Below are 22,494 nucleotides of genomic sequence, written 5' to 3'. Positions count from 1 at the left end.
GTTTAGAAGACGTCCTTGATCTGGTTCCACAGCGTGCTGAGCGGACCCGGCACATTGGCCATGTCATAGCCCGCGTTCGACCAGCCGACCATGCTTTCGGGATAAAGCTTCACGTTGTCGATCCCGGCCAGCTCGGAAAGCGCGAACCAGTTGGTCGCGGCCCAATGCCCGGTGTTGCAGAAGGAGATCAGGTTCTCCGCCGAGGACAGGTCGTTCTCCTCGGCCAGCGAGCGCGCGGCGGCGGCGTCGATGATCGCCGGGCCGCCCGAGAACCAGCTCGAGTGCACGAAATACTGCGACTGCGGCAGGGTGCCGGGCTTGGCGGCGGCCGGATGCGACTGCTGGCCGTTCCAGAAGCTCTCGGGCCGGGCGTCGAGCAGGAGCGTGTCGCTGCCGCCGTCGATGGCGGTCTGCACGTCCTCGACGCTGGCGGTCCAGCTGTCGTCCCAGCTCACGGTGATGTCGGAGGCCTCGGGGCTCACCGCCTCGGTCGAGAGCGCGAAGCCCTCGGCGTCCCAGGCGTTGATGCCGCCGTTGAGGATGGCGATCTCCTCGAAACCCGAGGACTTCAGCGTCCAGTAGACGCGCGCGGCGGCGCCGAAGTCGGTCTCGCTTGCGCCCTGGTAGGTCACCACGACGGGCTTGTCCTGCTCGAGGCCGAGGCGCTGGAAGGTCGCGGTCAGCTCCCCGGCGGGCACCAGCTGGCCCGGGTTGTCGGAGGGGCCGCGGAAGAGGCCGTAGGGCGCGTTCACCGCCCCCTCGATGTGGCCGCCGCCGTAGCCGTCCTCGCCCTCGGCGCGGATGTCGAGAAGCTGCACCTCGCCCTGGCCCAGCTCGGCCTGCAGATCGGCGGCCGAGACCAGCGGGCCGTCGATGGCGGCGAAGGCGGGCGCGGCGAGAAGCGCCAGCGCGGAAGATGTGGCAAGAGTTTTCATGTCGGATCCCCAAAGCCGATTGTGTCTGTGTCTCCCTTCTGAATTGTCGCTCGGACGGCCAGGGACAAGGCGGGGTGGGCCAGGCGCGCATCCCGCGCCGGGAACAGCGTTCCGCCGGGGCAGGCGGGCCCGCGGCGCTGTTTTGGACCGGGCGGGCGGGGCAAAACAGCCGTTTCGCGCCCCGGGCAAGCGCCCGACGCCCGTCCTTATTTTTCCAAACTGCCGAAAAAAGCGGCACCGGGGCCGCGGGTGGCGCGCCGAGCGCGCGCAACCCCACGCTGCGGAGCTGCCGAAACCGCTTTGACCCGGTCCGTTTCCGCACCATTTCGCCTCAGAAATCGTGCAATCCGGTCCGGTTCGCCTTGAGACCGGGGCAAAATTTTCGCAATAACGCCGCCATCGGTGTCATTCCTGGGAAGGGGTAGTCTTGTCGCTTTTCCTCATCGTGGCCTTGCCATTCCTCGGGGCGCTTCTGCCCGGGCTGATGTATGGTGCGGGCCGCCGCGCCTGCGCGAGCGTGACCCTGGCCGTATCGCTGACCGCGCTCATCGGGCTTCTGACCCATCTTCCGGCGCTCTGGCGGGGCGAGGTGATCTCGGCCCGGGTCGACTGGCTGCCGGTCCTGGGGCTGAACCTCGAGCTCTGGCTCGACCCCCTGGGCTTCTTCTTCGCGGCGCTGATCCTGGGCATCGGCTGCCTGATCATCGCCTATGCGCGCTATTACCTGTCGCGCGGCGACCACATGGGCGAGTTCTTCACCTATCTGCTGCTCTTCCAGGGCGCGATGGTGGGCATTGTCCTCTCCGATAACATCCTGCTTCTGCTGATCTTCTGGGAGCTGACCTCGCTGTCCTCCTTCCTGCTGATCGGCTACTGGAAGCATCTGCCCGAGGGCCGGCAGGGCGCCCGCATGGCGCTGGCGGTGACCGGCGCGGGCGGGCTCGCGATGATCGGTGGCGCGCTGATCCTGGGCGAGATCGCCGGCAGCTACCGCATCTCCGACATCATCGCGGCGCGCGAGGCGATCCAGAGCTCCGAGCTCTTCACCCCGGCGCTGATCCTGATCCTGCTGGGCTGTTTCACCAAGTCGGCGCAGTTCCCCTTCCACTTCTGGCTGCCGCACGCCATGGCCGCGCCGACGCCGGTCTCGGCCTATCTGCACTCGGCGACCATGGTGAAGGCGGGCATCTTCCTGATGGCGCGGCTCTGGCCGGCCTTCTCGGGCACGCCGGAATGGTTCTACCTGGTCACAACGGCGGGGCTGATCACCATGTGCCTCGGCGCGGTGATCTCCTTCTTCAAGCATGACCTGAAGGCGATCCTGGCCTTCTCGACGGTCTCGCACCTGGGGCTGATCACCATGCTGCTGGGCACCGGCACGGCCTTCGGGGTGCTGACGGCGGTCTTCCACATCCTCAACCACGCGACCTTCAAGGCGGCGCTCTTCATGTCGGCGGGCATCGTCGATCACGAGGCGCATACCCGCGACATCCGCAGGCTCGGCGGGCTCAGGCGGCTGATGCCGGTGACCGCGGCCATCGCGATCACCGCGGCGCTCGCCATGGCGGGCATTCCGCTCCTCAACGGCTTCATCTCGAAGGAGATGATGCTGGAAGAGGCGGTGAAGACCACGCTCTTCGGTCCGGGCTGGCTGGTGCCGGTGCTGGCGACCTTCGGCGCGCTCTTCTCGGCGGCCTATTCCTTCCGCTTCATCGCCCATGCCTTCCTCGGGCCCGAGCGCAATGACTACCCCTCGCATCCGCATGATCCCAATCCGGGCATGTGGCTGCCCCCGGCGCTTCTGGTGGTGCCGGTGGTGGTGATCGGCGTGGCGCCCTTCCTGGCGGAGCCCTTCGTGAAATTCGTCACCGGGGCGGTGCTGGGCGGCGTCTCGCCGGTGCCCGAGTATCACCTGGCGATCTGGCACGGCTTCAAGCCGCCGCTCTACATGTCGGCGGTGGCCGTCGCGGGCGGCCTGGTCCTCCTGGCGCTGCACCGCGGCCTGCAGAAGGGCTGGGACGCGGCGCCGCGGCCCGAGGCCAAGACCATCTTCGACGCGATCATCCAGGGCGCCATCACGCTGGCGCGCGGGCTGACCGGGGCGCTGCACGACGGGGCCTTCACCCGCTACGCCGCGATCCTGGCGCTGGCGATCATCGCCGCGGCGGGCCATGCCTGGATGACCGGCACCGGCGCGCCCGCCACCCAGGAGGCCGAACTGCCGAACCTCGCCGCGGGCCTCGGCTGGCTGATGCTGGTGGCGGCGACGGGGCTTCTGGTCCTGACCCATCACAACCGGCTTCTGGCGCTGATCCTCATGGGGGTGATCGGCACCATGGTGTCGGTGGGCTTTGCCTATTTCTCCGCGCCCGACCTCGCGATGACGCAGATCTCGGTCGAGGTGGTCACGATCATCCTGATGCTCCTGGCGCTGAACTTCCTGCCCGACTGGACGCCCAAGGAAAGCCTGCCGATGCAGCGCTTCTTCGACGGCACGGTCGCGGTGCTGGGCGGGCTCGGCGCGGGGCTTCTGTGCTTCAACCTCTTGAACCGCGAGGCGGTCATGGCGCCGATCTCGGGCTATCACCTCGAGAACAGCTACCTCGGCGGCGGCGGCACCAATGTGGTCAACGTGATCCTCGTCGACTTCCGGGGCTTCGACACCTACGGCGAGATCATCGTGCTGGGGATCGCCGCGCTGGTGATCTACGCGCTGACCGAGACGCTTCTGTCCGGCCCGGTGCGAGCGCGGCTCCTGAACCGCGTCGCCGACAAGCCGCTGGCGGGGGACATGCATCCTTTGATGATGGTGGTGCTGACCCGGGTGATGATGCCGATCGTGCTCATGGTCGGGGTCTACATCTTCCTGCGCGGCCACAACGAGCCCGGCGGCGGCTTCATCTCGGGGCTGATCGTCGCGGTGGCGGTGGTCATGCAATACATGGCCTCGGGCTTTGCCTGGGCCTCGGACCGGCAGCGTTTCCCCTATCACGGGATCATCGGCTCGGGCGTGCTGGCGGCGGGGCTGACCGGCATCGGCGCCTGGTTCACCGCGACCGAGTTCCTGGCCTCGAGCTTCGGCTACGTGAAGCTGCCGGGCCTAGCACCCTTCGAGGTGGCCTCGGCGCTGTTCTTCGACCTCGGGGTCTTCCTCGCGGTGGTGGGCGCGGTGCTCCTGTCGCTCGAGAGCTTCTCGCGGCTCGCCCGGCGCGCCGACAGCCGAGATCCGGAACATCCGATGGACATCGACCCCTCGCGCGGGGACGGGGACACGAGGGAAGGGGCCTGACATGGAACTTGTCGTTGCAAGCGCCGTCGGCGTGCTGACCGCGGCCGGCATCTACCTGGTGATGCGGCTGAGAACCTTTCCGGTGATCCTCGGGACCGCGCTTCTGACCTATGCGGTCAACGTCTTCCTCTTCGCCAGCGGACGGCTGACCGTCGGCGCCGCGCCGATCCTGCGCGACGGCATGGAAAGCTATGCCGACCCGCTGCCGCAGGCGCTGGTGCTGACCGCCATCGTGATTTCCTTCGGGATGACCGCCGTGGTCGTGGTGATCGCGCTCGGGGCCTACCTGGGCGGCGACGACGACCGCGTGAACGACGCGCAGGCCGCCTTCGACAACGGGCGCGAAGGCCGCAAGGAGAACGCGCAATGAGCCATTGGATCATCGCCCCGGTCGTGCTGCCGGCCTTCCTGGCGGCCTTCATCGTGCTGACCGCGCGCTTCCACCGCGGCATCCAGCGCACCGTGTCGCTGGGCGGCGCGACCCTCGGGCTGGTCATCGCGCTGGGGCTCTTCGTCCAGGCCTCGGACGGCACGCTGAGCCTCTACCAGCTCGGCGACTGGGCCGCGCCCTTCGGGATCGTGCTGGTCGCCGACCGGCTCGCCACGATGATGCTGGTGCTGACCGGCACGCTGTCGATCGCGGTGCTGCTTTACGCCATCGGCTCGGGCTGGGACGCCCGCGGGCGGCATTTCCACGCGCTGATGCAGTTCCAGATCATGGGCATCAACGGCGCCTTCCTGACCGGCGACCTCTTCAACCTCTTCGTCTTCTTCGAGGTGCTGCTGATCGCCTCCTACGGGCTGATGATCCACGGCGGCGGCGCGCGGCGGCTGAAGGCGGGCACGCAATACGTGCTCTATAACCTCCTGGGCTCGACGCTCTTCCTCTTCGCGCTCGGCACGATCTACGCCGAGACCGGGACGCTCAACATGGCCGATCTCGCGGGAAGGGTGGCGGCGATCCCCGAGGACGGCAACGCCGGGATCCGGGTGGCGGCGGTGCTCCTGATCATCGTCTTCGCGATCAAGGCGGCGGTGGCGCCGGTGCACTTCTGGCTGCCCTCCTCCTACTCCGAGGCGCCGGGGCCGGTGGCCGCGCTTTTCGCCATCATGACCAAGGTCGGCGCCTATGCGATCCTGAGGATCTACACCATGGTCTTCCCGCCAGAGCTGGACATCGTGGCGGGGCTGCACGGCTGGTGGCTGATGCCGCTGGGGCTTCTGGGGCTCGCCGTCGGCATGGTCGGCGTCCTGGGCGCCTGGCGGCTCGACCGGCTGGTCGCCTTCTCGGTGATCGGCTCGATGGGCATGGTGACCATCGCCATTTCGATCTTCACCGAGGCGGGCATCACCGCGGGGCTCTACTACATCGTGCATTCCACGCTGGCGACCGCGGCGCTGTTCCTGATCGCCGACCTGGTGCTGACCCAGCGCGGCGGCGCGGGGCTGCGGCTTTACGCGACCACGCCCATTCGCGGCAACGCGATGATCGCGGGCTTCTTCTTCGCCTCGGCCATCGCCATGACCGGGCTGCCGCCGCTCTCGGGCTTCCTCGGCAAGCTGATGATCCTGGATGCGGCCTTCACCAGCGAGCTGGTGGTCTGGGCCTGGGCGGTGATCCTCGGCTCCTCGCTGATCGCCGTGGTGGGCTTCGCCCGCGCCGGCAGCATCGTCTTCTGGAAGGCCAAGCAGATCGCCTCGGAGCAGGACGACCCGCGCAGCGAGATGGACAACGTCGCCTCCAAGCCCGACTACCCCGAGGGCCAGCCCGCCGCGCTGCCGGCGGTGGCGATCGGCGGGCTCGTGGCGCTGATCGCGGTGCATTCGCTCTGGGCGGGGCCCGCGACGGCCTATTTCCGGGCCACCGCCGACCAGCTTCTGAACCCCGCGCCCTATATCAACCTGGTGCTCGGCACCGAGGGCAAGACCATCGAAGAGGGTGGCAACGCGCTGGGCTACAAGAAGGACAAGGGCGGCAAGGATGACGCGGCCAAGGGCAGCGACGAAAGCGGAGGGCACTGAACATGGCCGAACCCCGTGACACCGAAGGCCCCGGCCTGATCCGGCGCATCCTGCCGCACCCACTGCTGACGCTCCTGCTGATCGTGGTCTGGTGCATCCTGTCGAACGCGCTGACGCTAAACACGCTGGTCCTGGGCGTGATCCTGGGGGTCCTGATCCCCTTCTTCACCTATCCCTACTGGCCCAACGTGCCGGCGGGCTTCCGGCCCTTGAAGATGCTCAGCTACACGGGCCTGGTGATCTGGGACATCATGGTCGCCAACGTCGTGGTGGCCTGGATCGTGCTGACCCGGCGCAACGCCGACATGCGGTCCTGCTGGGTGACGATCCCGCTCGAGCTGCGCACCCCCGAGGCGATCACCGCACTGGCGGGCACGATCACCCTGACCCCGGGCACCGTCTCGGCGGATCTGTCCGAAGACGGGCGCTGCCTCCTGGTGCATGCGCTCGACGCCGAGGACCCGGCGGCGGTGCGCGACGAGATCAAGAGCCGCTACGAGGCCCGCCTGAAGGAGATTTTCGAATGATGCCTCCCGAGAGCCTGTTCGACTGGGCGCTGGTCATCGCCGTCGCCGCGGTGGCGCTGAGCCAGGTGCTGGCCATGGTGCGGTTGATCCTGGGGCCGAACACCGGCGACCGGATCCTCGCGCTCGACACCATGGTGATCAACGCCATCGGCCTGATCGTGCTGCTCGGCATCGCCGAGGGCTCCGAGGTCTACTTCGAGGGTGCGCTGATCTTCGCCATGCTGGGCTTCGTCTCGACCGTGGCCTATGCGCGCTTCATCCTGAGGGGGGACATCATCGAATGAGCCAGCTTCTGGAATTTGCCGCGGCCCTGGCGCTGATCATCGGCGCGCTCTTCACGCTGGTGGGCTCCTACGGGCTCTTGAAGCTCGACGACCCGATGAAGCGCCTGCACGCGCCGACCAAGGCGGGCACGCTGGGCATCGGCTCGCTGATCATGGCCTCGATCCTGCATTCCTTCGCCACCGGCGGGAACTCGGTGCACGAGGTGCTGGTCATGGCCTTCCTTTTCGTGACTGCGCCGATCTCGGCGCATTTCGTCTCCAAGGTGCATCTGCACCGGGGCACCTGCGCCGAGCCGCCCGCGCCCGAACCGGGCCGCGACTGGGCGACCCGCGCCCGCCCCGAGGAGATCGGCGGGGCCAACAGCACCGACGCCTGAGGGGAAGGTGCCTCGCGTGCGGGGCGCCTCTCCGGGTGTGTTTTGCGCACCTTGGCTTGCGTCTCGGCGGGGCAGGGGCCGCGCCGCATTTCCCGCCACCCGCCCGCCAAACCCCGCCCTTTCTGTTGCGCAGAAGCCACCCGTGGCCTCCGACCGGGCCCGAAGCGGCGCCTCGCTCGCTGTCTTTCTTTGAGAAACAATCGCGACTTGCTAGGTTTGCCGAAGAAAAAAAGAACAGAGGCAGGCAGCAGAGAATGGGAACGGGCTATCGTGGCACGTTCGTCATCTCGTGGTCTCAAACGGGTATAGACGGGCTCGACGCGGCACCAGTCGCGTCGATCGACGTTGGGGCGGTATGGTCCTGGCAGGGCGAGGCGGTGCGTGTGGACGGACCGAGCGCCGTGTTGCAACTCGAACGGACCGAGGATGACGTGCATCTGAGGAAGCGCGCGGCGCGCATGGTGCGGCGCCTCGTGGGCGCGGCGCTGGATAGCAGCCGCAGCCCCGCCGAGGATCTGCCCGAACCGCCGCTCGCCGACCAGAGCTTCGTGGTCACCGACGGGCGGCAAAGCTTCACCGTCACGCTGATCGAGGTCGGCCCGGACAGCGCGCCGCTGCTGATGTTCGTCGACGCGGTGCCGCCGCCGCGCACCGATCTCTGGGTCGTGCATCACAGCCTCGACCGGGCCCAGGGCGACCCGCAATCGCATCTCGGCACCGGAGTGATCTGCTTCACCCGTGGCACCCGCATCCGCACCGCGGGCGGCAGCCGCGCGGTCGAGGATCTGCGCGAGGGCGACCTGGTGCAGACCAAGGACAACGGGCTGCAGCCCATCGCCTGGATCGGCAGCCGCCGGATGAGCGGCGCGCGGCTCTTCGCGCTGCCGAAGCTCCGGCCGGTGCGGATCCGCGCTGGCGCGCTTGGCATCGAGCGGCCGGACGAGGAGCTGCTGGTCTCGCCGCAGCACCGGCTCCTGGTGCAGGGGCGCAAGGCGCGGTCGCTCTTCAACACCGACGAGGTGCTGGTCGCGGCCTCGGACCTGATCGATGGGCGCTCGGTCCTGGGCGACACCCAGGTGCGCGAGGTGACCTATATTCACCTCCTGCTGCCGCGCCACGAGATCCTCTTTGCCAATGGGGTGGAATCCGAGAGCTTCCATCCCGGGGAAACCGCGCTCGACACGCTCGATCCCGGCGACCGGGCGCGGCTCGCGCGGGTGGTGCCCGAGGTCGAGCGCATGCCCCAGGCCTATGGCGCCTGCGCGCGGCGGATGCTGAGCGCTTCGGAGGCGGCGATCCTGTTCCACGACGCGGCCTGACGGGCGCGGGCTAGGTTTAGAGGTTTTCCTAGAGGTGCGGTGACGCGGGGCAGGGCGGTTCAGGGCCTGTCCGGTTTGCGGGTTGCGCGCGTCTCTTGCGAAGCCGCGGCGCAGGCGCGCTCGGACGCCCCCCGCTTACTCCCGCAGCTCGCCCGGCTTCACGCCCCAAAGCGCCGATTTCGGCGCCCAGCCGGAATAGCCCCCGGCCTCGATCTCGCACCAGGCGGGCTCGCAGCGGCCGAGCCGCGCGATGACCCCGAGCGCCAGCTCGGCGGTGGCGGGGGCGGCGTCCTCGGGGCGGGCGCGGATCTGCAGCTTGTCGCGTTCGACGATCACCGTCCGCACGCCGGAAAGCAGCGCGTAATGCACCCAGCCGCCGGCGCCGTCGCGGTCGCGCACCCGGCGCCAGTGGCCAAACTCGGCGGTGATCTCCAGCGGCATGTCGCGCCGCACGTAGACCCAGTCGATGCGATGGCTGAGCGAGGGGCCGCGGCGCACATTGCCCTCGGCGGCCTTCAGCGAGACGTAGCGCGGCAGCGGCAGATTTGTGATGGGGCCGCGCTCTTCGGCGGCCTCGGCCGCGACGCTCTGCGCGAGAAGGGCGAGGGCGAGGAGGACGCCCGTAAACGCTTGGATCATGGCCTCTGCTCGAGTTTTTGAGGCGGGGTTCTTGTGCCCCGTCCGGTCTTGGGACACTCTGCCTCCGATCAGCGGATCGGGAAAGATGAGGAGGGCTCGGATGCCGTCAAAACGTCTGAGTGTTGTCGTCACGCGACGCTTGCCGGAGGCGGTGGAAACCCGCCTGTCCGAGCTGTTCGACGTGTCGCTGAGGGATGACGACACCCCGATGACCAAGCCCGAACTGGCCGCCGCCATGCGCGAGGCCGACGTGCTGGTGCCGACGGTGACCGACCGCATCGACGCGGGCCTGATCGGGCAGGCGGGCAACCGCCTGAAGCTGATCGCGAACTTCGGCGCGGGCGTCGATCACATCGACGTCGACACCGCCCGGTCGCGCGGCATCCTGGTCTCCAACACCCCCGGCGTGGTGACCGAGGACACCGCCGACATGACGTTGGCGCTGATGCTGGCAGCGACCCGCCGCATCCCCGAGGGGCTGGCGACCATGCAGGCGGGCGACTGGCAGGGCTGGGCGCCGACGGCCTTCCTCGGCGGGCGGCTCGGCGGGCGGCGGCTCGGCATCCTGGGCATGGGCCGGATCGGCCAGGCGGTGGCGCGCCGGGCGCGGGCCTTCGGCATGCAGATCCATTACCACAACCGCCGCAAGCTGCGCCCCGAGACCGAGGCCGCGCTCGAGGCGACCTATTGGGACAGCCTCGACCAGATGGTCGCGCGGATGGACATCCTGTCGATCAACTGCCCGCATACGCCGACGACCTTTCACCTGATGAACGCCCGGCGGCTGAAGCTGATGAAGCCCGACGCGGTGATCGTGAACACCTCGCGCGGGGAGGTGATCGACGAGAACGCCCTGGTGCGGATGCTGCGCGCGGGGGAGCTGGCGGGCGCGGGGCTCGACGTCTACGAGCACGGCACCGACATCAATCCCGACCTGCGCAACCTGCCGAACGTGGTGCTGCTGCCGCATATGGGCTCGGCCACGCGCGAAGGGCGGCTCGAGATGGGCGAGAAGGTGATCATCAACGTGAAGACCTTCGCCGACGGGCACCGCCCGCCGGATCAGGTGGTGCCCGCGATGCTGTGAGGCCCGGCGCTGGCGCGGGTCTGCCGCGCGCGCTTGTCGGCATACATCCGGTCATCGGCCAGCGCGAGGAGGAGCGCGTAGCCCTTGCCGTCCCCCGGCGCCGTGGCGGCCCCGATCGCGAGGCTCACCGGGATTTCCTGCGCTGTGTTCTCCGCTGGACAAATGTGGGCGACCGGCCGGTCGAGCGCCTCGCGCAGGGTTTTGAGCCGGCGGGGCAGGGCCTCGGGGCGCGCGCCCTCGAGCCAGAGCGCGAATTCGTCCCCGCCGATGCGCGCGGCCAGGTCGCGGGGGCCGAGCACCGCGCGCAGGCGGCTGCCGATCTCGGTCAGGACGCTGTTGCCGGCGGGATGGCCGAAGCGGTCGTTAACCTGTTTGAAACGGTCGATGTCGAGGAAGACCAGCGCGCCCGCGGCGCCGCTGGCTGCGGCCAGCCGCCCGGCGCAGCGCTGCTCGAAGCCCGCGGCGTTCAGAAGCCCGGTCAGCGCGTCCGCGGTGGCCATGCGCGACAGCCAGGCGGCCTGGCTGCGCAGGCGGCGGCGCTCTTCCTCGAAGGCGGCGGTCGGGCGCGCGGCCGGGTCATGGCCCCGGCTCGGCGCGGTCGGTTCGGCGTCTTTCAGGACAACGAGCCCCGGCGGTAGCCCCGGCAGTTCGCCCACGCGCCAGCCGAGCATCGCGTGCCGCTGGCCCGCGATGGTCAGCGAGAGCACCCGCGCGCGTCCGGTCTCGGCGATCTGCGCCAATGCCCGCAGCGCCGCGCGGTCGGGGCCGGTGGGCGGGGCGGGGCGTTTGGTGCCCAACTCGGGTGAGCCATTTAGCGCCGCCGCCTTCGCGCCCGCCACGGAGCCACCGGCACGGAGCCCCGCCTGCACCAGGGAGGGCAGGGAGGCCCGGGCGGCGGGGTTGAGGTAGATCACCCGCCCCACGCGATCGCAGACGATGATCCGCCGGGGCGCATCGCCGAAGAGCGCTGCGAGAGGCGCAAGCGCGGCGTCCTCGCCTGCCGTGCCCGGGGCGCCGGCCCCAGTGCCCGCCACACGCGGCGCACCGGCCTGTGTCCCTGCGCCCTGAGCCTGCGCCTCTGCGCCCGCCACACGTGGAGCGATGGCAGGCACCCCTGCGCCCGGCGGGCCGGCCTGCGCGCCCGCGCCGAGTGCAAGACCCTGCGCCTCCACCAGAGCGCCGCCATCCCCAGCGCCCGCGACGACCTTGCCGCCGCGACAGCCGCCCGAGGCGGCGCGGCCCGGGTCCCTGGGGTCGCTTCTGTCCTCCGGGCCGGGGGCGGCCGGAGACCGGCGCGCCGCGGCGCGCGCCCTGCTGCGATAGGACATGCCTCACCTCATCCTTTGCCCCGGGAGACTGCGCCGAGGAGGTGAACAAATCCTTAACGCGGGCCCGCGTGCCGCCCTTCAAAGCTGCAACGCCGCCTTCCGGGAGCCGGACAACCAAGCGCCGCCCAAAAGAAAAGGGGCGCGCGATCCGCCGACCGCGCGCCCCAAGGCTCCTGGCCCAAAAAACCGGGCCTCAGCCCACGTCCTTGTAGCTGATCTCCTTCTGGTCCGAGCCGGGGCCGGACTTCTCGCGCCGGACGATCAGCCGGTTGAGCGCGTTGATATAGGCCTTGGCCGAGGCCACCACCGTGTCGGTATCGGCCGACTGGCCGGTGGCGATCATGCCGTCCTCCTCGAGCCGCACGCTGACCGTGGCCTGGGCGTCGGTGCCCTCGGTCACCGCGTGCACCTGGTAGAGCTGCAGCCGCGCCTTGTTGGGATGCAGCTCGCGCACCGCCTTGAAGGTGGCGTCGACCGGGCCGTCGCCCTGGCAGGTGGCGCTGGCCTCGGTGCCGTCGACCTCCATCTCGAGCGTCGCCTCGGCGGGCCCGCCGGTGCCGCAGGTCACGGCGAGGTTCACCAGCTGCAGCCGGTCCTTGTGCCCGTCCGTGGTGGTCGCGGTCACCAGCGCCAGGATGTCCTCGTCGTAGACCTCCTTCTTGCGGTCGGCGAGCTCCTTGAAGCGGACGAAGATGTCCTTGAGCCGGTTGTCGCCCACGTCGACGCCCAGGTTCTTGAGCTTGTCGCGCAGGGCCGCCCGGCCCGAGTGCTTGCCCATCACCAGGTTGGTCGCGGCGAGGCCCACGTCCTCGGGGCGCATGATCTCGAAGGTCTCGGCGTTCTTCAGCATGCCGTCCTGGTGGATGCCCGACTCGTGCGCGAAGGCGTTCTTGCCGACGATCGCCTTGTTGAACTGCACCGGGAAGCCCGAGACCGTCGCGACGCGGCGCGAGATATGCATGATTTTCTTGGTATCGACGCGGGTGTCCCAGGGCATGATGTCGCCGCGGGTGCGGAGCGCCATGACCACCTCTTCGAGCGCGGTGTTGCCCGCCCGCTCGCCGAGACCGTTGATCGTGCATTCGATCTGCCGCGCGCCGCCTTCCACCGCGGCCAGGGCGTTGGCGGTCGCCATGCCGAGGTCGTTGTGGCAATGGGTGGCGAAGACCACCTCGTCGGCGCCGGGCACATCTTCGATCAGCCGGCGGATCAGGTCGGCGCTTTCGCGCGGCGCGGTATAGCCCACGGTGTCGGGGATGTTGATCGTGGTGGCGCCGGCCTTGATGGCGATCTCCACGACCCGCCGCAGGTAGTCCCACTCGGTCCGGGTGGCATCCATCGGTGACCACTGGACGTTGTCGCAGAGGTTGCGCGCATGGGTCACCGTCTCGTGGATGCGCTCGGCCATCTCGTCCTGGCTGAGGTTCGGGATCGCCCGGTGCAGCGGCGAGGTGCCGATGAAGGTGTGGATGCGCGGCCGCTCGGAGCGGCGCACCGCCTCCCAGCAGCGGTCGATGTCGGGCAGCTGCGCGCGCGCCAGCCCGCAGATCACCGACTGCTTGGAGCGGTCGGCGATCTCGGCCACGGCGCGGAAATCGCCCTCGGAGGCGATCGGGAAGCCGGCCTCGATGATGTCGACGCCCATGTCGTCGAGCAGCTCGGCGATCTCGAGCTTCTCGTCATGGGTCATGGTCGCGCCGGGGCTCTGTTCGCCGTCGCGCAGGGTCGTGTCGAAGATCAACACGCGGTCTTTGTCGGTGGTGTTCATGATGTCGTCTCTTGCTGTCGCTTCTTCTCGCGGGGCTTCAAGGTCCGGCGCGGTGTCCCGATCTCCCCTGAGCGGTCGCGCCGGTGCGGCCCACGCTCAGAGGCGGGTAAGCAGAAGAAGCAGGGCAAGCGGCAGCGCGCGCAGGTCGCGCGGCGTCGTGCAGCTGATATGGCCCGTCATCGTCATGGGGCGGACTATAAGTGACAAAGGCCAAATGAAAAGCCCCGATTTTCGCGGGGGCAATTTCGGCGATCTCGCGGCGCCCGGCGGAATGTCCTTGCCGTGAGGGCAGGCTCCGGGCTAAGGCGTTTCCCATGATGCGTGTGACTTCCATCCGACGAGGCCGCTAGGTCCTCCCTGCCCGGTGCCGGACGGCGCCCGGGCCGTCGCGCTGCGTCCCCATCAATCTGCCCTCAGAAACTTGACTTGGCCCCGGGTGCTTGGCACCACTTCGGCCTTCATGCCTAGGAGACATCCATGATCCCCTCCGTCCTGCCGACCTACAACCGCGCGGAGCTGACCTTCGTGAAAGGCGAAGGCGCCTGGCTGATCGAGGCGGACGGGCGACGCTTTCTCGACCTGGGCGCGGGCATCGCGGTCAACGCGCTGGGCCATGCCCATCCCGCGCTGGTCGCGGCGCTGACCGAACAGGCGCATGCGCTCTGGCATGTCTCCAACCTCTACAAGATCCCGCAGCAGGAGGCGCTGGCCGATGCGCTGGTCGCCGAGACCTTCGCCGACACGGTCTTCTTCACCAACTCCGGCACCGAGAGCTGCGAGCTGGCGGTGAAGATGGCGCGCAAGCACTGGTCCGCGGCGGGCCAGTCTGAGCGCACCGAGATCGTCGCCTTCACCGGCTCCTTCCACGGCCGCTCCTCGGCGGGCATCGCCGCGGCGGGCTCGGAGAAGATGACCGCGGGCTTCGGGCCGCTCCTGCCGGGCTTCACCCATGTGCCCTTCGGCGACCACGAGGCGCTGAAGCGCGCGGTCACCGAGAAGACCGCCGCGGTGATCGTCGAGCCGGTGCAGGGCGAGGGCGGCATCCGCCCCTTGCCCGACGCCTGCCTGAAGGGGCTGCGCGAGCTTTGCGACGAGACCGGCGCGCTTCTGATCTTCGACGAGGTGCAATGCGGCATGGGCCGGACCGGCAAGCTCTTCGCGCATGAATGGGCGGGTATCGCGCCCGACATCATGATGGTCGCCAAGGGCATCGGCGGGGGCTTCCCGCTGGGCGCGGTCCTGGCCAGCGAGAGCGCCGCCGCGGCCATGAGCGCGGGCAGCCACGGCTCGACCTATGGCGGCAACCCGCTGGCCTGCGCGGTGGGCCTGAAGGTCATGGAGATCATCGCCGACCCCGAGTTCCTGGCCGGGGTCAGCCGCCGCGCGGGGCTCTTCCGCCAGCGGCTCGAGGGGCTCGTCGCCGATCACCCCGAGGTCTTCGAGGCGGTGCGCGGCTCGGGCCTGATGCTGGGCCTGGTCTGCAAGGCGCCCAACACCGAGGTGGTGAAGGCGGGCTATGCCGCGGGCCTTCTGACCGTGCCCGCCGCCGACAACGTGGTGCGCCTCCTGCCGCCCCTGACCATCACCGAAGAGGAGATCGGCGAGGCCACCGACCGCCTCGCGCGCGCCGCCGAAAGCCTCGCGCCCGCCGAAGCCTCGTGATCCCGATCGACCGTCTCCGGTGCGCGCGGGGCTGACCCCCGTGCCGCCGGACCGCAGAAAGCTGAAGCCGATGAACCACTTCCTCGACATCCATAAGACCGACCCCGCCGAGTTGCGGGCGATCCTCGACGCCGCGCGGCGGATCAAGACCGCCCGCGACGGGGCGCCCAAGGCCTCGCCCGACGCCGAGCAGCCGCTCGCCGGCCATATGGTCGCGCTGATCTTCGAGAAGCCCTCGACCCGGACGCGGGTCTCCTTCGACGTGGGCGTGCGCCAGATGGGCGGCGAGACCATGGTGCTCTCGGGCTCCGACCTGCAGCTCGGCCACGGCGAGACCATCGCCGATACCGCGCGGGTGCTCTCGCGCTTCGTCGACCTGATCATGATCCGCACCTTCGACGAAAGCGTGCTGACCGAGATGGCGGAGTTCGCCGAGGTGCCGGTGATCAACGGGCTGACCGACCGCACCCACCCCTGCCAGATCATGGCCGACATCCTCACCTACGAGGAGCACCGCGGCCCGATCGCCGGCAAGAAGGTGGTCTGGTCGGGCGACGGCAACAACGTCTGCTCCTCCTGGTTGCATGCCGCCGCGCAGTTCGGCTTCGACTTCACCTTCACCGGGCCGGTGCAGCTCGATCCCGAGATGGAGTTCGTCGGCCTGGCGCGGAACCAGGGCGTGACCGTGGGCATCGAGCGCGACCCGAAGAAGGCCGTGGAGAACGCGGACCTCGTGGTCACCGACACCTGGGTTTCCATGCATGACGCGCAAAGCGCGCGCGAGCGGCGTCACAACATGCTGCGGCCCTACCAGGTCAACGCCGATCTGATGGCGGCGGCGAAGCCCGATGCGCTCTTCATGCATTGCCTGCCCGCGCACCGCGAGGAAGAGGTGACCTCGGAGGTCATGGACGGCCCGGCCTCGGTGATCTGGGACGAGGCCGAGAACCGGCTGCACGCGCAGAAGGCCATCATGCGCTGGTGCCTCGGGGCGTGAGCGGGGCGGGGTCCTGTCCGGACACCGCCCGCCTGTCACCCGGGGTGTGCTGCATGGGCGCCGGGCGAGAATTTTCGCAAAATTCCCGGCGAAACCTTGGGAAGGTTTCGCGCGCCCCGGCCCGCCCGGCGGCCACGCGTCACCCCAGGCGCCCAACCCGCGCGCCGCGCGGGAATTTCCGTGAAATTCCTCCCGAAACCTTGGGAAGGTTTCGCGCACCCTGGCCCGATCGGCGCACCCGCGTCGCCCTTGGCACGCACCCCGAGCGGCGCGCGGGAATTTCCGTGAAATTCCCCGCAAAACCTTGGAAAGGTTTTGCATGACCCGCGCGCCGCACCTGCCCATCGAAGAGGCGCTGCCCGCGCTGCTCGACGCCCTCGGGGCCCACGGCCGCGCCGTCCTCCAGGCCCCGCCCGGTGCGGGCAAGACAACCCGCGTGCCGCTGGCGCTTCTCGAGGCCGGGCTGACCTCCGGCACCATCCTCGTTCTCGAACCCCGCCGGCTCGCCGCCCGCGCCGCCGCCGAACGCATGGCCGAGATGCTGGGCGAGCCGCTCGGCGCCACCGTCGGCTACCGCATCCGCGGCGAGGCCAAGGTCTCGCGCGAGACCCGCATCGAGGTGGTGACCGAGGGCATCCTGACCCGCCGCCTGCAGCGCGATCCCGAACTGCAAGGCGTCGGCGCGGTGCTCTTCGACGAGTTCCATGAACGCTCGCTCAACACCGATCTCGGCCTCGCGCTCTGCCTCGAGGTCGCCGAGGCCCTGCGCGAGGACCTGATCCTCTTGCCGATGTCCGCGACCCTCGACGCGGGCCCGGTGGCGGAGCTGATCGGCGCGCCGGTGATCACCTCCGAGGGCCGCAGCTTCCCCGTCGAGACCCGCTGGCTGGAGACCCCGCGCCCCAAGTCCCGCCGCCTGGAAGAGGCGCTGGCCGACCTCGTGACCGAGGCCGCCGAGGAGACCAGCGGCGGCATCCTGGTCTTCCTGCCCGGCGAGGCCGAGATCCGGCGCACCGCGGCGAAACTCTCGGGCCGGCTGGCTGCCGACACCATGATCCGCCCGCTCTACGGCGCGCTGCCCTTCGCCGAGCAGCGCCGCGCCATCCGCCCCGAGCCCCAGGGCCGCAAGCTGGTGCTGGCCACCGCCATCGCCGAGACCTCGCTGACCATCGAGGACGTGCGCGTGGTGGTCGATGCCGGGCTGGCCCGGCGGGCGCGCTTCGATCCCGGCTCGGGCATGTCGCGGCTGGTCACCGAACGGGTCTCGCGCGCCGAGGCCGCGCAGCGCGCGGGTCGGGCCGGCCGCGTCGCGCCGGGCCGTGCCTACCGGCTCTGGACCCGCGGCGAGGAGGGCGCGCTGCCGGAGTTCCCGCCCGCCGAGATCGAGGTCGCCGACCTGGCCGGGCTGGCGCTGGAATTGGCGGTCTGGGGGGCGGGCCCAGAGGATCTGCCCTTCCTGACCCCGCCGCCCGCAGGGCCCTATGCCGAGGCCCAGGCGCTCCTGCGCATGCTGGGCGCGCTCGATGCCGAGCATCGCGTCACCGCCCATGGCCGCGAGATGGCGGGCACGCCCTTGCACCCGCGGCTCGCGCATATGCTGGCCCGGGCGGGCCAAGGCGCGGCGCCGCTGGCGGCGCTTCTGGCCGAACGCGACCCGTTGCGGGGCGCCCCCGCCGACCTGGCGCTTCGGCTCGAGGCGCTGCGCGATCCCAAGGGCTTCGCCGAACGGCGGCCATATCAAGTCCATCGCCCGGGCCTGAGCCGCATCCAGGCGGAGGCCAAGCGCCTCGCGCGCGGGGCCGGGCCCGACCGGGGGCTTGGCCCCGCCGAGATGGCGGCGCTGGCCTATCCCGACCGCATCGGGCTTCGCCGCAAGGGCGACGCCCCGCGCTACAGGCTCTCGGGCGGCAGCGGCGCGGCCCTGCCGGAGGAGGACAGCCTCGGCGGCGCCCGGCTGATCGTGGCGACCGACCTCGACGGCGACCGCCGCGAGGCGCGCATCCGCCAGGCCCTGCGCATCGAGGAGAGCGCCCTGCGCGCGCTCTTCCCCGAGGCCATCGCCTGGCAGGACATCTGCGCCTGGTCGCGCCGCGAGGGCAAGGTCATCGCCCGCCAGGAAGAGCGCCTTGGCGCCATCGCGCTCGACAGCCGGATCTGGCGCGACGCCCCGCCCGAGGCGCTGTCCCGCGCCATGCTCGAAGGCGTCTCGGAAATGGGCCTGCGGCTCTCGGAGAAGGCCCGCCGTTTCCTCGCCCGGATCGAGATCGGCCGGGCCGGGGGCATCGACCTGCCGGCCTCGGACGAGGCGCATTTGCTCGAGACCGCCGAGGACTGGCTCCTGCCCTTCCTGACCGGCGTGACCAGCCGCGAGGACTGGCGGCGCTTCGACCTTCTGCCGGCCCTCGAGGCAAGGCTCGACTACCCCGCGCGCCAGACGCTCGACGCCCAGGTGCCCGGCGCCTTCACCACCCCGCTCGGCCGCTCGATCCCGATCGACTACGGCGCGCCGGACCCCGAGATCAGCCTGCGCCTGCAGGAGATGTTCGGCCAGCGCGACCACCCCAAGGTGGCGGGCAAGCCGCTCCGGGTGACGCTCCTGTCCCCCGCCGGGCGGCCGGTGCAGACCACCATGGACCTGCCGGGCTTCTGGGAGAGCTCCTACGCCGAGGTGCGCAAGGAGATGCGCGGGCGCTACCCCAAGCACCCCTGGCCCGAGGATCCGCGCGAGGCCGATCCGACGCTGCGTGCGAAGCGGCGGGGGTAGGGTTGGCTTCAGGGTTTTGCGAGGGCTCTGCCCCCGCGCCCCCGAGGTATTTTTGCCAAGCTGAAGCAGGGGCGGGGCGCTTTGGGGGCGTGGTGTGGTGCGTTTTGGGGGTGGCGGTTTTTGGGGGCGTTTTGAGGTGGCTTGCTAGGAGAGAGCGGTTGCGCCTGGATACGCCTTTGTGACGGGTCGTCCCGTCGGGCGGCGCGCCGTCATTTTGAGCCGTTGGGCTGGCGCTGCGCGCGGGCTCATAAACGCACAAATCAAGCCGTTGGGCCGAGGAGCCCTGCGCCACGCCCAATGACCTTCGGCGCGCGGGCCCGCCCCCGGCAGTCCCAAGACCCTAGGAAAAGGGGCAGGCACCCGGCCCGCCCCCGAGCACATCAATCCCACCAGGGGCCGTGGAAGCCCTTGCCCTCGCGGTCGGTGCGCTCGAAGCCGTGACGGCCGAAGACGTCGCGCTGGGCCTGGATCAGCCGGGCGGTGCCGCGCGGGGTGCGCATGGTGTCGAACCAGGCCAGCGCCGAGGCCAGAACCGGCACCGGCAACCCCGCGGCCACGGCGGTGCCGACGACCTTGCGCAGGGCCGGGATGCCCGTCTCCAGCGTCTCGCGGAAGGCCTCGGCGCGCATCAGGTCGGCCATCGGCGTGCCCTCGGCGAAGGCCCCCGCGATGTCGTCCAGCATCTTGGCGCGGATGATGCAGCCGGCGCGCCAGATCTCGGCGATCCGCGCGGGCGCCAGCGGCCAGTCGTATTCCTCGGCAGAGGCGGCGAGGATGCGGAAGCCCTGGGCGTATTCCAGGACCCGCGCCGCGCGGGCCGCGGCCTCCAGCGTCTCGACCTCAAGCTCGACGGCACCGCGGGCGCTGCCGAAGACCTCGGCCCCCGCACGGCGGGCGTCGCGTTCGGAAGACCAGGCGCGGGCCGCGACCGCGCCCTCGATCATCGTGGCCGACTGGCCGAGCTTGACCGCCTCGATCACCGTCCAGCGTCCGGTGCCCTTCTGCCCGGCGCTGTCCTGGATCACGTCGAGGATCGGCGCGCCGGTGGCGCTGTCGGTGCGGCGCAGGAGCCCGGCGGTGATCTCGAAGAGATAGGAGCCAAGCGGGCCCTCGTTCCAGCCCGCGAAGATATCGGCGATCTCGCCCACATCGCGGCCGCCGGTCTCGAGCAGGTCGAAAAGCTCGCCGATCATCTGCATGTCGGCATATTCGATGCCGTTGTGCACGGTCTTGACGAAATGGCCCGCGCCGTCGGGGCCGAGATGCGCCACGCAGGGGTCATCGCCGAAGCGCGCGGCGATGGCGCGCAGCATCGGCGCCAGCCGCTCCCAGCTGTCCTCGGTGCCGCCGAACATCATCGAGGGGCCGCGCCGGGCGCCCTCTTCGCCGCCCGAGACGCCGAGACCCACGAAATGGATGCCGTGCTCTGCCAGCTTGGCGCTGCGTGCGCGGGTGGCGTGGAAATCGGCGTTGCCGGCGTCGATCAGCGTGTCGCCCTCGGCCAGCTTGGGGATCAGCTCCTCGATCAGCGCATCCATCGGCGCGGTCGAGGGGATCATCGCCAGAAGCTGGCGCGGCCGGGGCAGGGCGCCGATCAGCGCGTCGAGGTCCTCGGCGGTGGCGATCCGCGCAGCAAGCGGCCCGGCGCGGTCGAGGAAGGCCGGGATCGCTTCCGTGCTGCGGTTGGCGACGGCGATCTCCACGCCGTTTTCCGCCAGGTTCAGGGCCAGCGCGGCCCCCATGGTGCCAAGGCCGTAGATGCCGATCTGTGGGTCTGCCATATGCGTTCCTTTCCGAGCTGGCCCTCCTCGTATGCATCTGCGGGTTGCTGGACAAGAGGCGGAGGCGGCGTCAGAACGAGGCGGAACCGGCACATCTGGGGGCGCGATGGACATCGAGGCGGAAAGCGCGAACATTCTGGCGGGCCGGCGGCGCGCCCTGGCGCGAGCGATCACGCTGGTCGAAAGCGGCCGCGGCGATCACCGCGCCGATGCGGTGGCGCTGCTGCAGCGGCTGAAGGAGGCCGACCACGGCCGCCAGGCGCTGCGGATCGGGCTCTCGGGCACGCCGGGCGTCGGCAAATCCACCTTCATCGAGACCTTCGGCATGATGCTGACCGCGCAGGGCATGAAGGTCGCGGTGCTGGCGGTCGATCCCTCCTCGGCGCGCTCGGGCGGGTCGATCCTGGGCGACAAGACGCGGATGGAGCGGCTCTCGCGCGAGCCCAACGCCTTTATCCGGCCCTCGCCGAGCCAGAGCCACCTGGGCGGCGTCGCGCGCCGCACCCGCGAGGCGATCGAGCTGTGCGAGGCCGCCGATTTCGACGTGATCCTGATCGAGACCGTGGGCGTCGGCCAGTCCGAGACCGTGGTGGCCGAGCTTTCCGATCTTTTCGTGCTCTTGCTGGCGCCCGCGGGCGGCGACGAGCTGCAGGGGGTCAAGCGCGGGATCATGGAGATGGCCGACATCATCCTGATCAACAAGGCCGACGGCGAGCTCAAATCCGCCGCCTCGCGGACCTGCGCGGATTACGCCGGCGCGCTCCGGCTGCTGCGCAAGCGCCCGCAGGACCCCGAGGGCTTTCCCAAGGCGCTGACCGTCTCGGCGGTGGAATCAGAAGGGCTCGCCAAGGCCTGGGACGAGATGACGGCGCTGGCCGAATGGCGCCGGGAGGCCGGGCATTGGGATGGCCGCCGCCGGGCCCAGGCGCGCTACTGGTTCGAGGCCGAGGTGCGCGAGGCGCTGCTCGCCACCCTGGCCCGGGAGCCCGTGAAAGGCGCCATGGCACGGCTTGCGGGCGCGGTGGAGACCGGCGATCTGACCGCGGCGGCCGCCGCCGAGGAGCTTCTGACCACCTACCTGCAACGGCCCGGCCTCAGGACTTGACGCCGCTCCCGCGCTTGCCTAGAGAAGCGCGACGAGATTCCGGGCGTCGCTCCCGCGGCGCCCTTTCCATTTGGTGAAAGTCGACCACCGATCTTTCGCCCTGACATTGACGAGGATGAACCCATGTCGCGCGTGTGCGAACTGACCGGTAAAGGCCCGATGGTTGGCAACAATGTCAGCCACGCCAACAACAAGACCAAGCGGCGCTACCTGCCGAACCTGAACAACGTGACCCTGCAGTCCGAGACCCTGGGCCGTGGCGTGAAGCTGCGGATCTCCTCGGCGGCGCTGCGCACCGTGGATCACCGCGGCGGGCTCGACCGGTTCCTGGAGAAGGCGAAGGACAGCCAGCTGTCCGACGTGGCGCTGAAGGTCAAGAAAGAGATTGCCAAGGCGCGCGCCGCCCAGGCCTGATCCTTTCGGAAGAACGCGAAGAAGGCGCGTCCGCATGGCGGCGCGCCTTTTTTGTTGTTGTGTGACGGGCTGGGGCGTGGCGGCGCGGGGCGCGCGCGCCCGGTGCCGGAGCGCCCCCTCGGCGAAGGGACGCTTGGTCGCGGGCCCCAGACCCCCGGTGCGGCTTTCCCGCGCCCGGCCCAGCGGGTAGACATGC

At 70.1% G+C, this 22,494-nt stretch carries 18 protein-coding genes; 13 read left to right on the top strand and 5 right to left on the bottom strand.

From position 1 onward, the window contains the following. Positions 1-2 precede the first annotated feature (2 nt). The gene (locus ACX938_RS06955) at positions 3-935 is read right to left on the bottom strand and encodes a sulfurtransferase (protein WP_459430506.1); all 933 of its coding nucleotides are present in this window, start codon (positions 933-935) and stop codon (positions 3-5) included. Between the two features lie 427 nt (positions 936-1,362). On the opposite strand from ACX938_RS06955, the gene ACX938_RS06950 reads away from it, so the two are divergent. From ACX938_RS06950 to ACX938_RS06920, 7 genes are all read left to right on the top strand, one after another. Then, positions 1,363-4,224, top strand: coding sequence for a monovalent cation/H+ antiporter subunit A (locus tag ACX938_RS06950; protein WP_459430505.1), 2,862 nt, complete (start codon positions 1,363-1,365; stop codon positions 4,222-4,224). 1 nt (position 4,225) lies between these two features. Next, positions 4,226-4,594 (top strand): Na+/H+ antiporter subunit C, encoded by a 369-nt coding sequence (locus ACX938_RS06945; protein ID WP_232753288.1) that lies wholly within the window; start codon positions 4,226-4,228, stop codon positions 4,592-4,594. Continuing rightward, on the top strand, positions 4,591-6,246 hold the full coding sequence (locus ACX938_RS06940; RefSeq protein ID WP_459430504.1) for a monovalent cation/H+ antiporter subunit D: 1,656 nt from the start codon (positions 4,591-4,593) through the stop codon (positions 6,244-6,246). The genes ACX938_RS06945 and ACX938_RS06940 overlap by 4 nt, the downstream gene beginning before the upstream one ends. 2 nt (positions 6,247-6,248) lie before the next feature. After that, entirely contained in the window at positions 6,249-6,773 is a 525-nt protein-coding gene (locus ACX938_RS06935; RefSeq protein WP_232753290.1) for a Na+/H+ antiporter subunit E, read from the top strand. Continuing rightward, entirely contained in the window at positions 6,770-7,057 is a 288-nt protein-coding gene (locus ACX938_RS06930; RefSeq protein ID WP_232753291.1) for a K+/H+ antiporter subunit F, read from the top strand. Before ACX938_RS06935 ends, ACX938_RS06930 begins: the two co-directional genes overlap by 4 nt. Further along, positions 7,054-7,434, top strand: a complete 381-nt coding sequence (locus tag ACX938_RS06925; protein WP_459430503.1) for a Na+/H+ antiporter subunit G — start codon at positions 7,054-7,056, stop codon at positions 7,432-7,434. The genes ACX938_RS06930 and ACX938_RS06925 overlap by 4 nt, the downstream gene beginning before the upstream one ends. 254 nt (positions 7,435-7,688) lie before the next feature. Further along, on the top strand, positions 7,689-8,753 hold the full coding sequence (locus ACX938_RS06920) for a Hint domain-containing protein (protein ID WP_459430502.1): 1,065 nt from the start codon (positions 7,689-7,691) through the stop codon (positions 8,751-8,753). Between the two features lie 135 nt (positions 8,754-8,888). Here the strand turns inward: ACX938_RS06920 and ACX938_RS06915 are convergent, their stop codons facing one another. After that, positions 8,889-9,392, bottom strand: coding sequence for an SH3 domain-containing protein (locus ACX938_RS06915; RefSeq protein ID WP_232753294.1), 504 nt, complete (start codon positions 9,390-9,392; stop codon positions 8,889-8,891). Positions 9,393-9,492: 100 nt separating this feature from the next. On the opposite strand from ACX938_RS06915, the gene ACX938_RS06910 reads away from it, so the two are divergent. After that, the gene (locus ACX938_RS06910) at positions 9,493-10,479 is read left to right on the top strand and encodes a 2-hydroxyacid dehydrogenase (protein ID WP_232753295.1); all 987 of its coding nucleotides are present in this window, start codon (positions 9,493-9,495) and stop codon (positions 10,477-10,479) included. Here the strand turns inward: ACX938_RS06910 and ACX938_RS06905 are convergent. Further along, positions 10,455-11,513 (bottom strand): GGDEF domain-containing protein, encoded by a 1,059-nt coding sequence (locus ACX938_RS06905; RefSeq protein WP_459430501.1) that lies wholly within the window; start codon positions 11,511-11,513, stop codon positions 10,455-10,457. The genes ACX938_RS06910 and ACX938_RS06905 overlap by 25 nt on opposite strands. 487 nt (positions 11,514-12,000) lie before the next feature. After that, entirely contained in the window at positions 12,001-13,575 is a 1,575-nt protein-coding gene (locus ACX938_RS06900) for a 2-isopropylmalate synthase (protein WP_459430500.1), read from the bottom strand. Positions 13,576-14,052: 477 nt separating this feature from the next. Here ACX938_RS06900 and ACX938_RS06895 point away from each other — a divergent pair, with 477 nt between their 5' ends. The 3 genes from ACX938_RS06895 (at position 14,053) to hrpB (ending at position 18,998) form a co-directional block, all read left to right on the top strand. Further along, positions 14,053-15,237, top strand: coding sequence for an acetylornithine transaminase (locus ACX938_RS06895; protein ID WP_459430499.1), 1,185 nt, complete (start codon positions 14,053-14,055; stop codon positions 15,235-15,237). Between the two features lie 70 nt (positions 15,238-15,307). Continuing rightward, positions 15,308-16,234 carry an ornithine carbamoyltransferase gene (argF, locus tag ACX938_RS06890; protein WP_232753299.1) on the top strand — a complete coding sequence of 309 codons (927 nt, stop codon included), beginning with the start codon at positions 15,308-15,310 and terminating at the stop codon, positions 16,232-16,234. A gap of 319 nt (positions 16,235-16,553) precedes the next feature. Next, the gene (gene hrpB, locus ACX938_RS06885; RefSeq protein WP_459430498.1) at positions 16,554-18,998 is read left to right on the top strand and encodes an ATP-dependent helicase HrpB; all 2,445 of its coding nucleotides are present in this window, start codon (positions 16,554-16,556) and stop codon (positions 18,996-18,998) included. A gap of 380 nt (positions 18,999-19,378) precedes the next feature. Here the strand turns inward: hrpB and gndA are convergent, their stop codons facing one another. Continuing rightward, the gene (gene gndA, locus ACX938_RS06880; RefSeq protein WP_459430497.1) at positions 19,379-20,779 is read right to left on the bottom strand and encodes an NADP-dependent phosphogluconate dehydrogenase; all 1,401 of its coding nucleotides are present in this window, start codon (positions 20,777-20,779) and stop codon (positions 19,379-19,381) included. 106 nt (positions 20,780-20,885) lie between these two features. Between gndA and meaB the strand changes: the two genes are divergently transcribed. Next, positions 20,886-21,884 carry a methylmalonyl Co-A mutase-associated GTPase MeaB gene (meaB, locus tag ACX938_RS06875; RefSeq protein WP_459430496.1) on the top strand — a complete coding sequence of 333 codons (999 nt, stop codon included), beginning with the start codon at positions 20,886-20,888 and terminating at the stop codon, positions 21,882-21,884. Between the two features lie 123 nt (positions 21,885-22,007). Next, positions 22,008-22,298 (top strand): 50S ribosomal protein L28, encoded by a 291-nt coding sequence (rpmB, locus tag ACX938_RS06870; RefSeq protein WP_232753303.1) that lies wholly within the window; start codon positions 22,008-22,010, stop codon positions 22,296-22,298. Positions 22,299-22,494: the final 196 nt, after the last annotated feature.

The sequence above is a fragment of the Roseivivax sp. genome (genome assembly GCF_054552075.1).
This window is presented reverse-complemented; position numbering and strand designations above follow the sequence as displayed.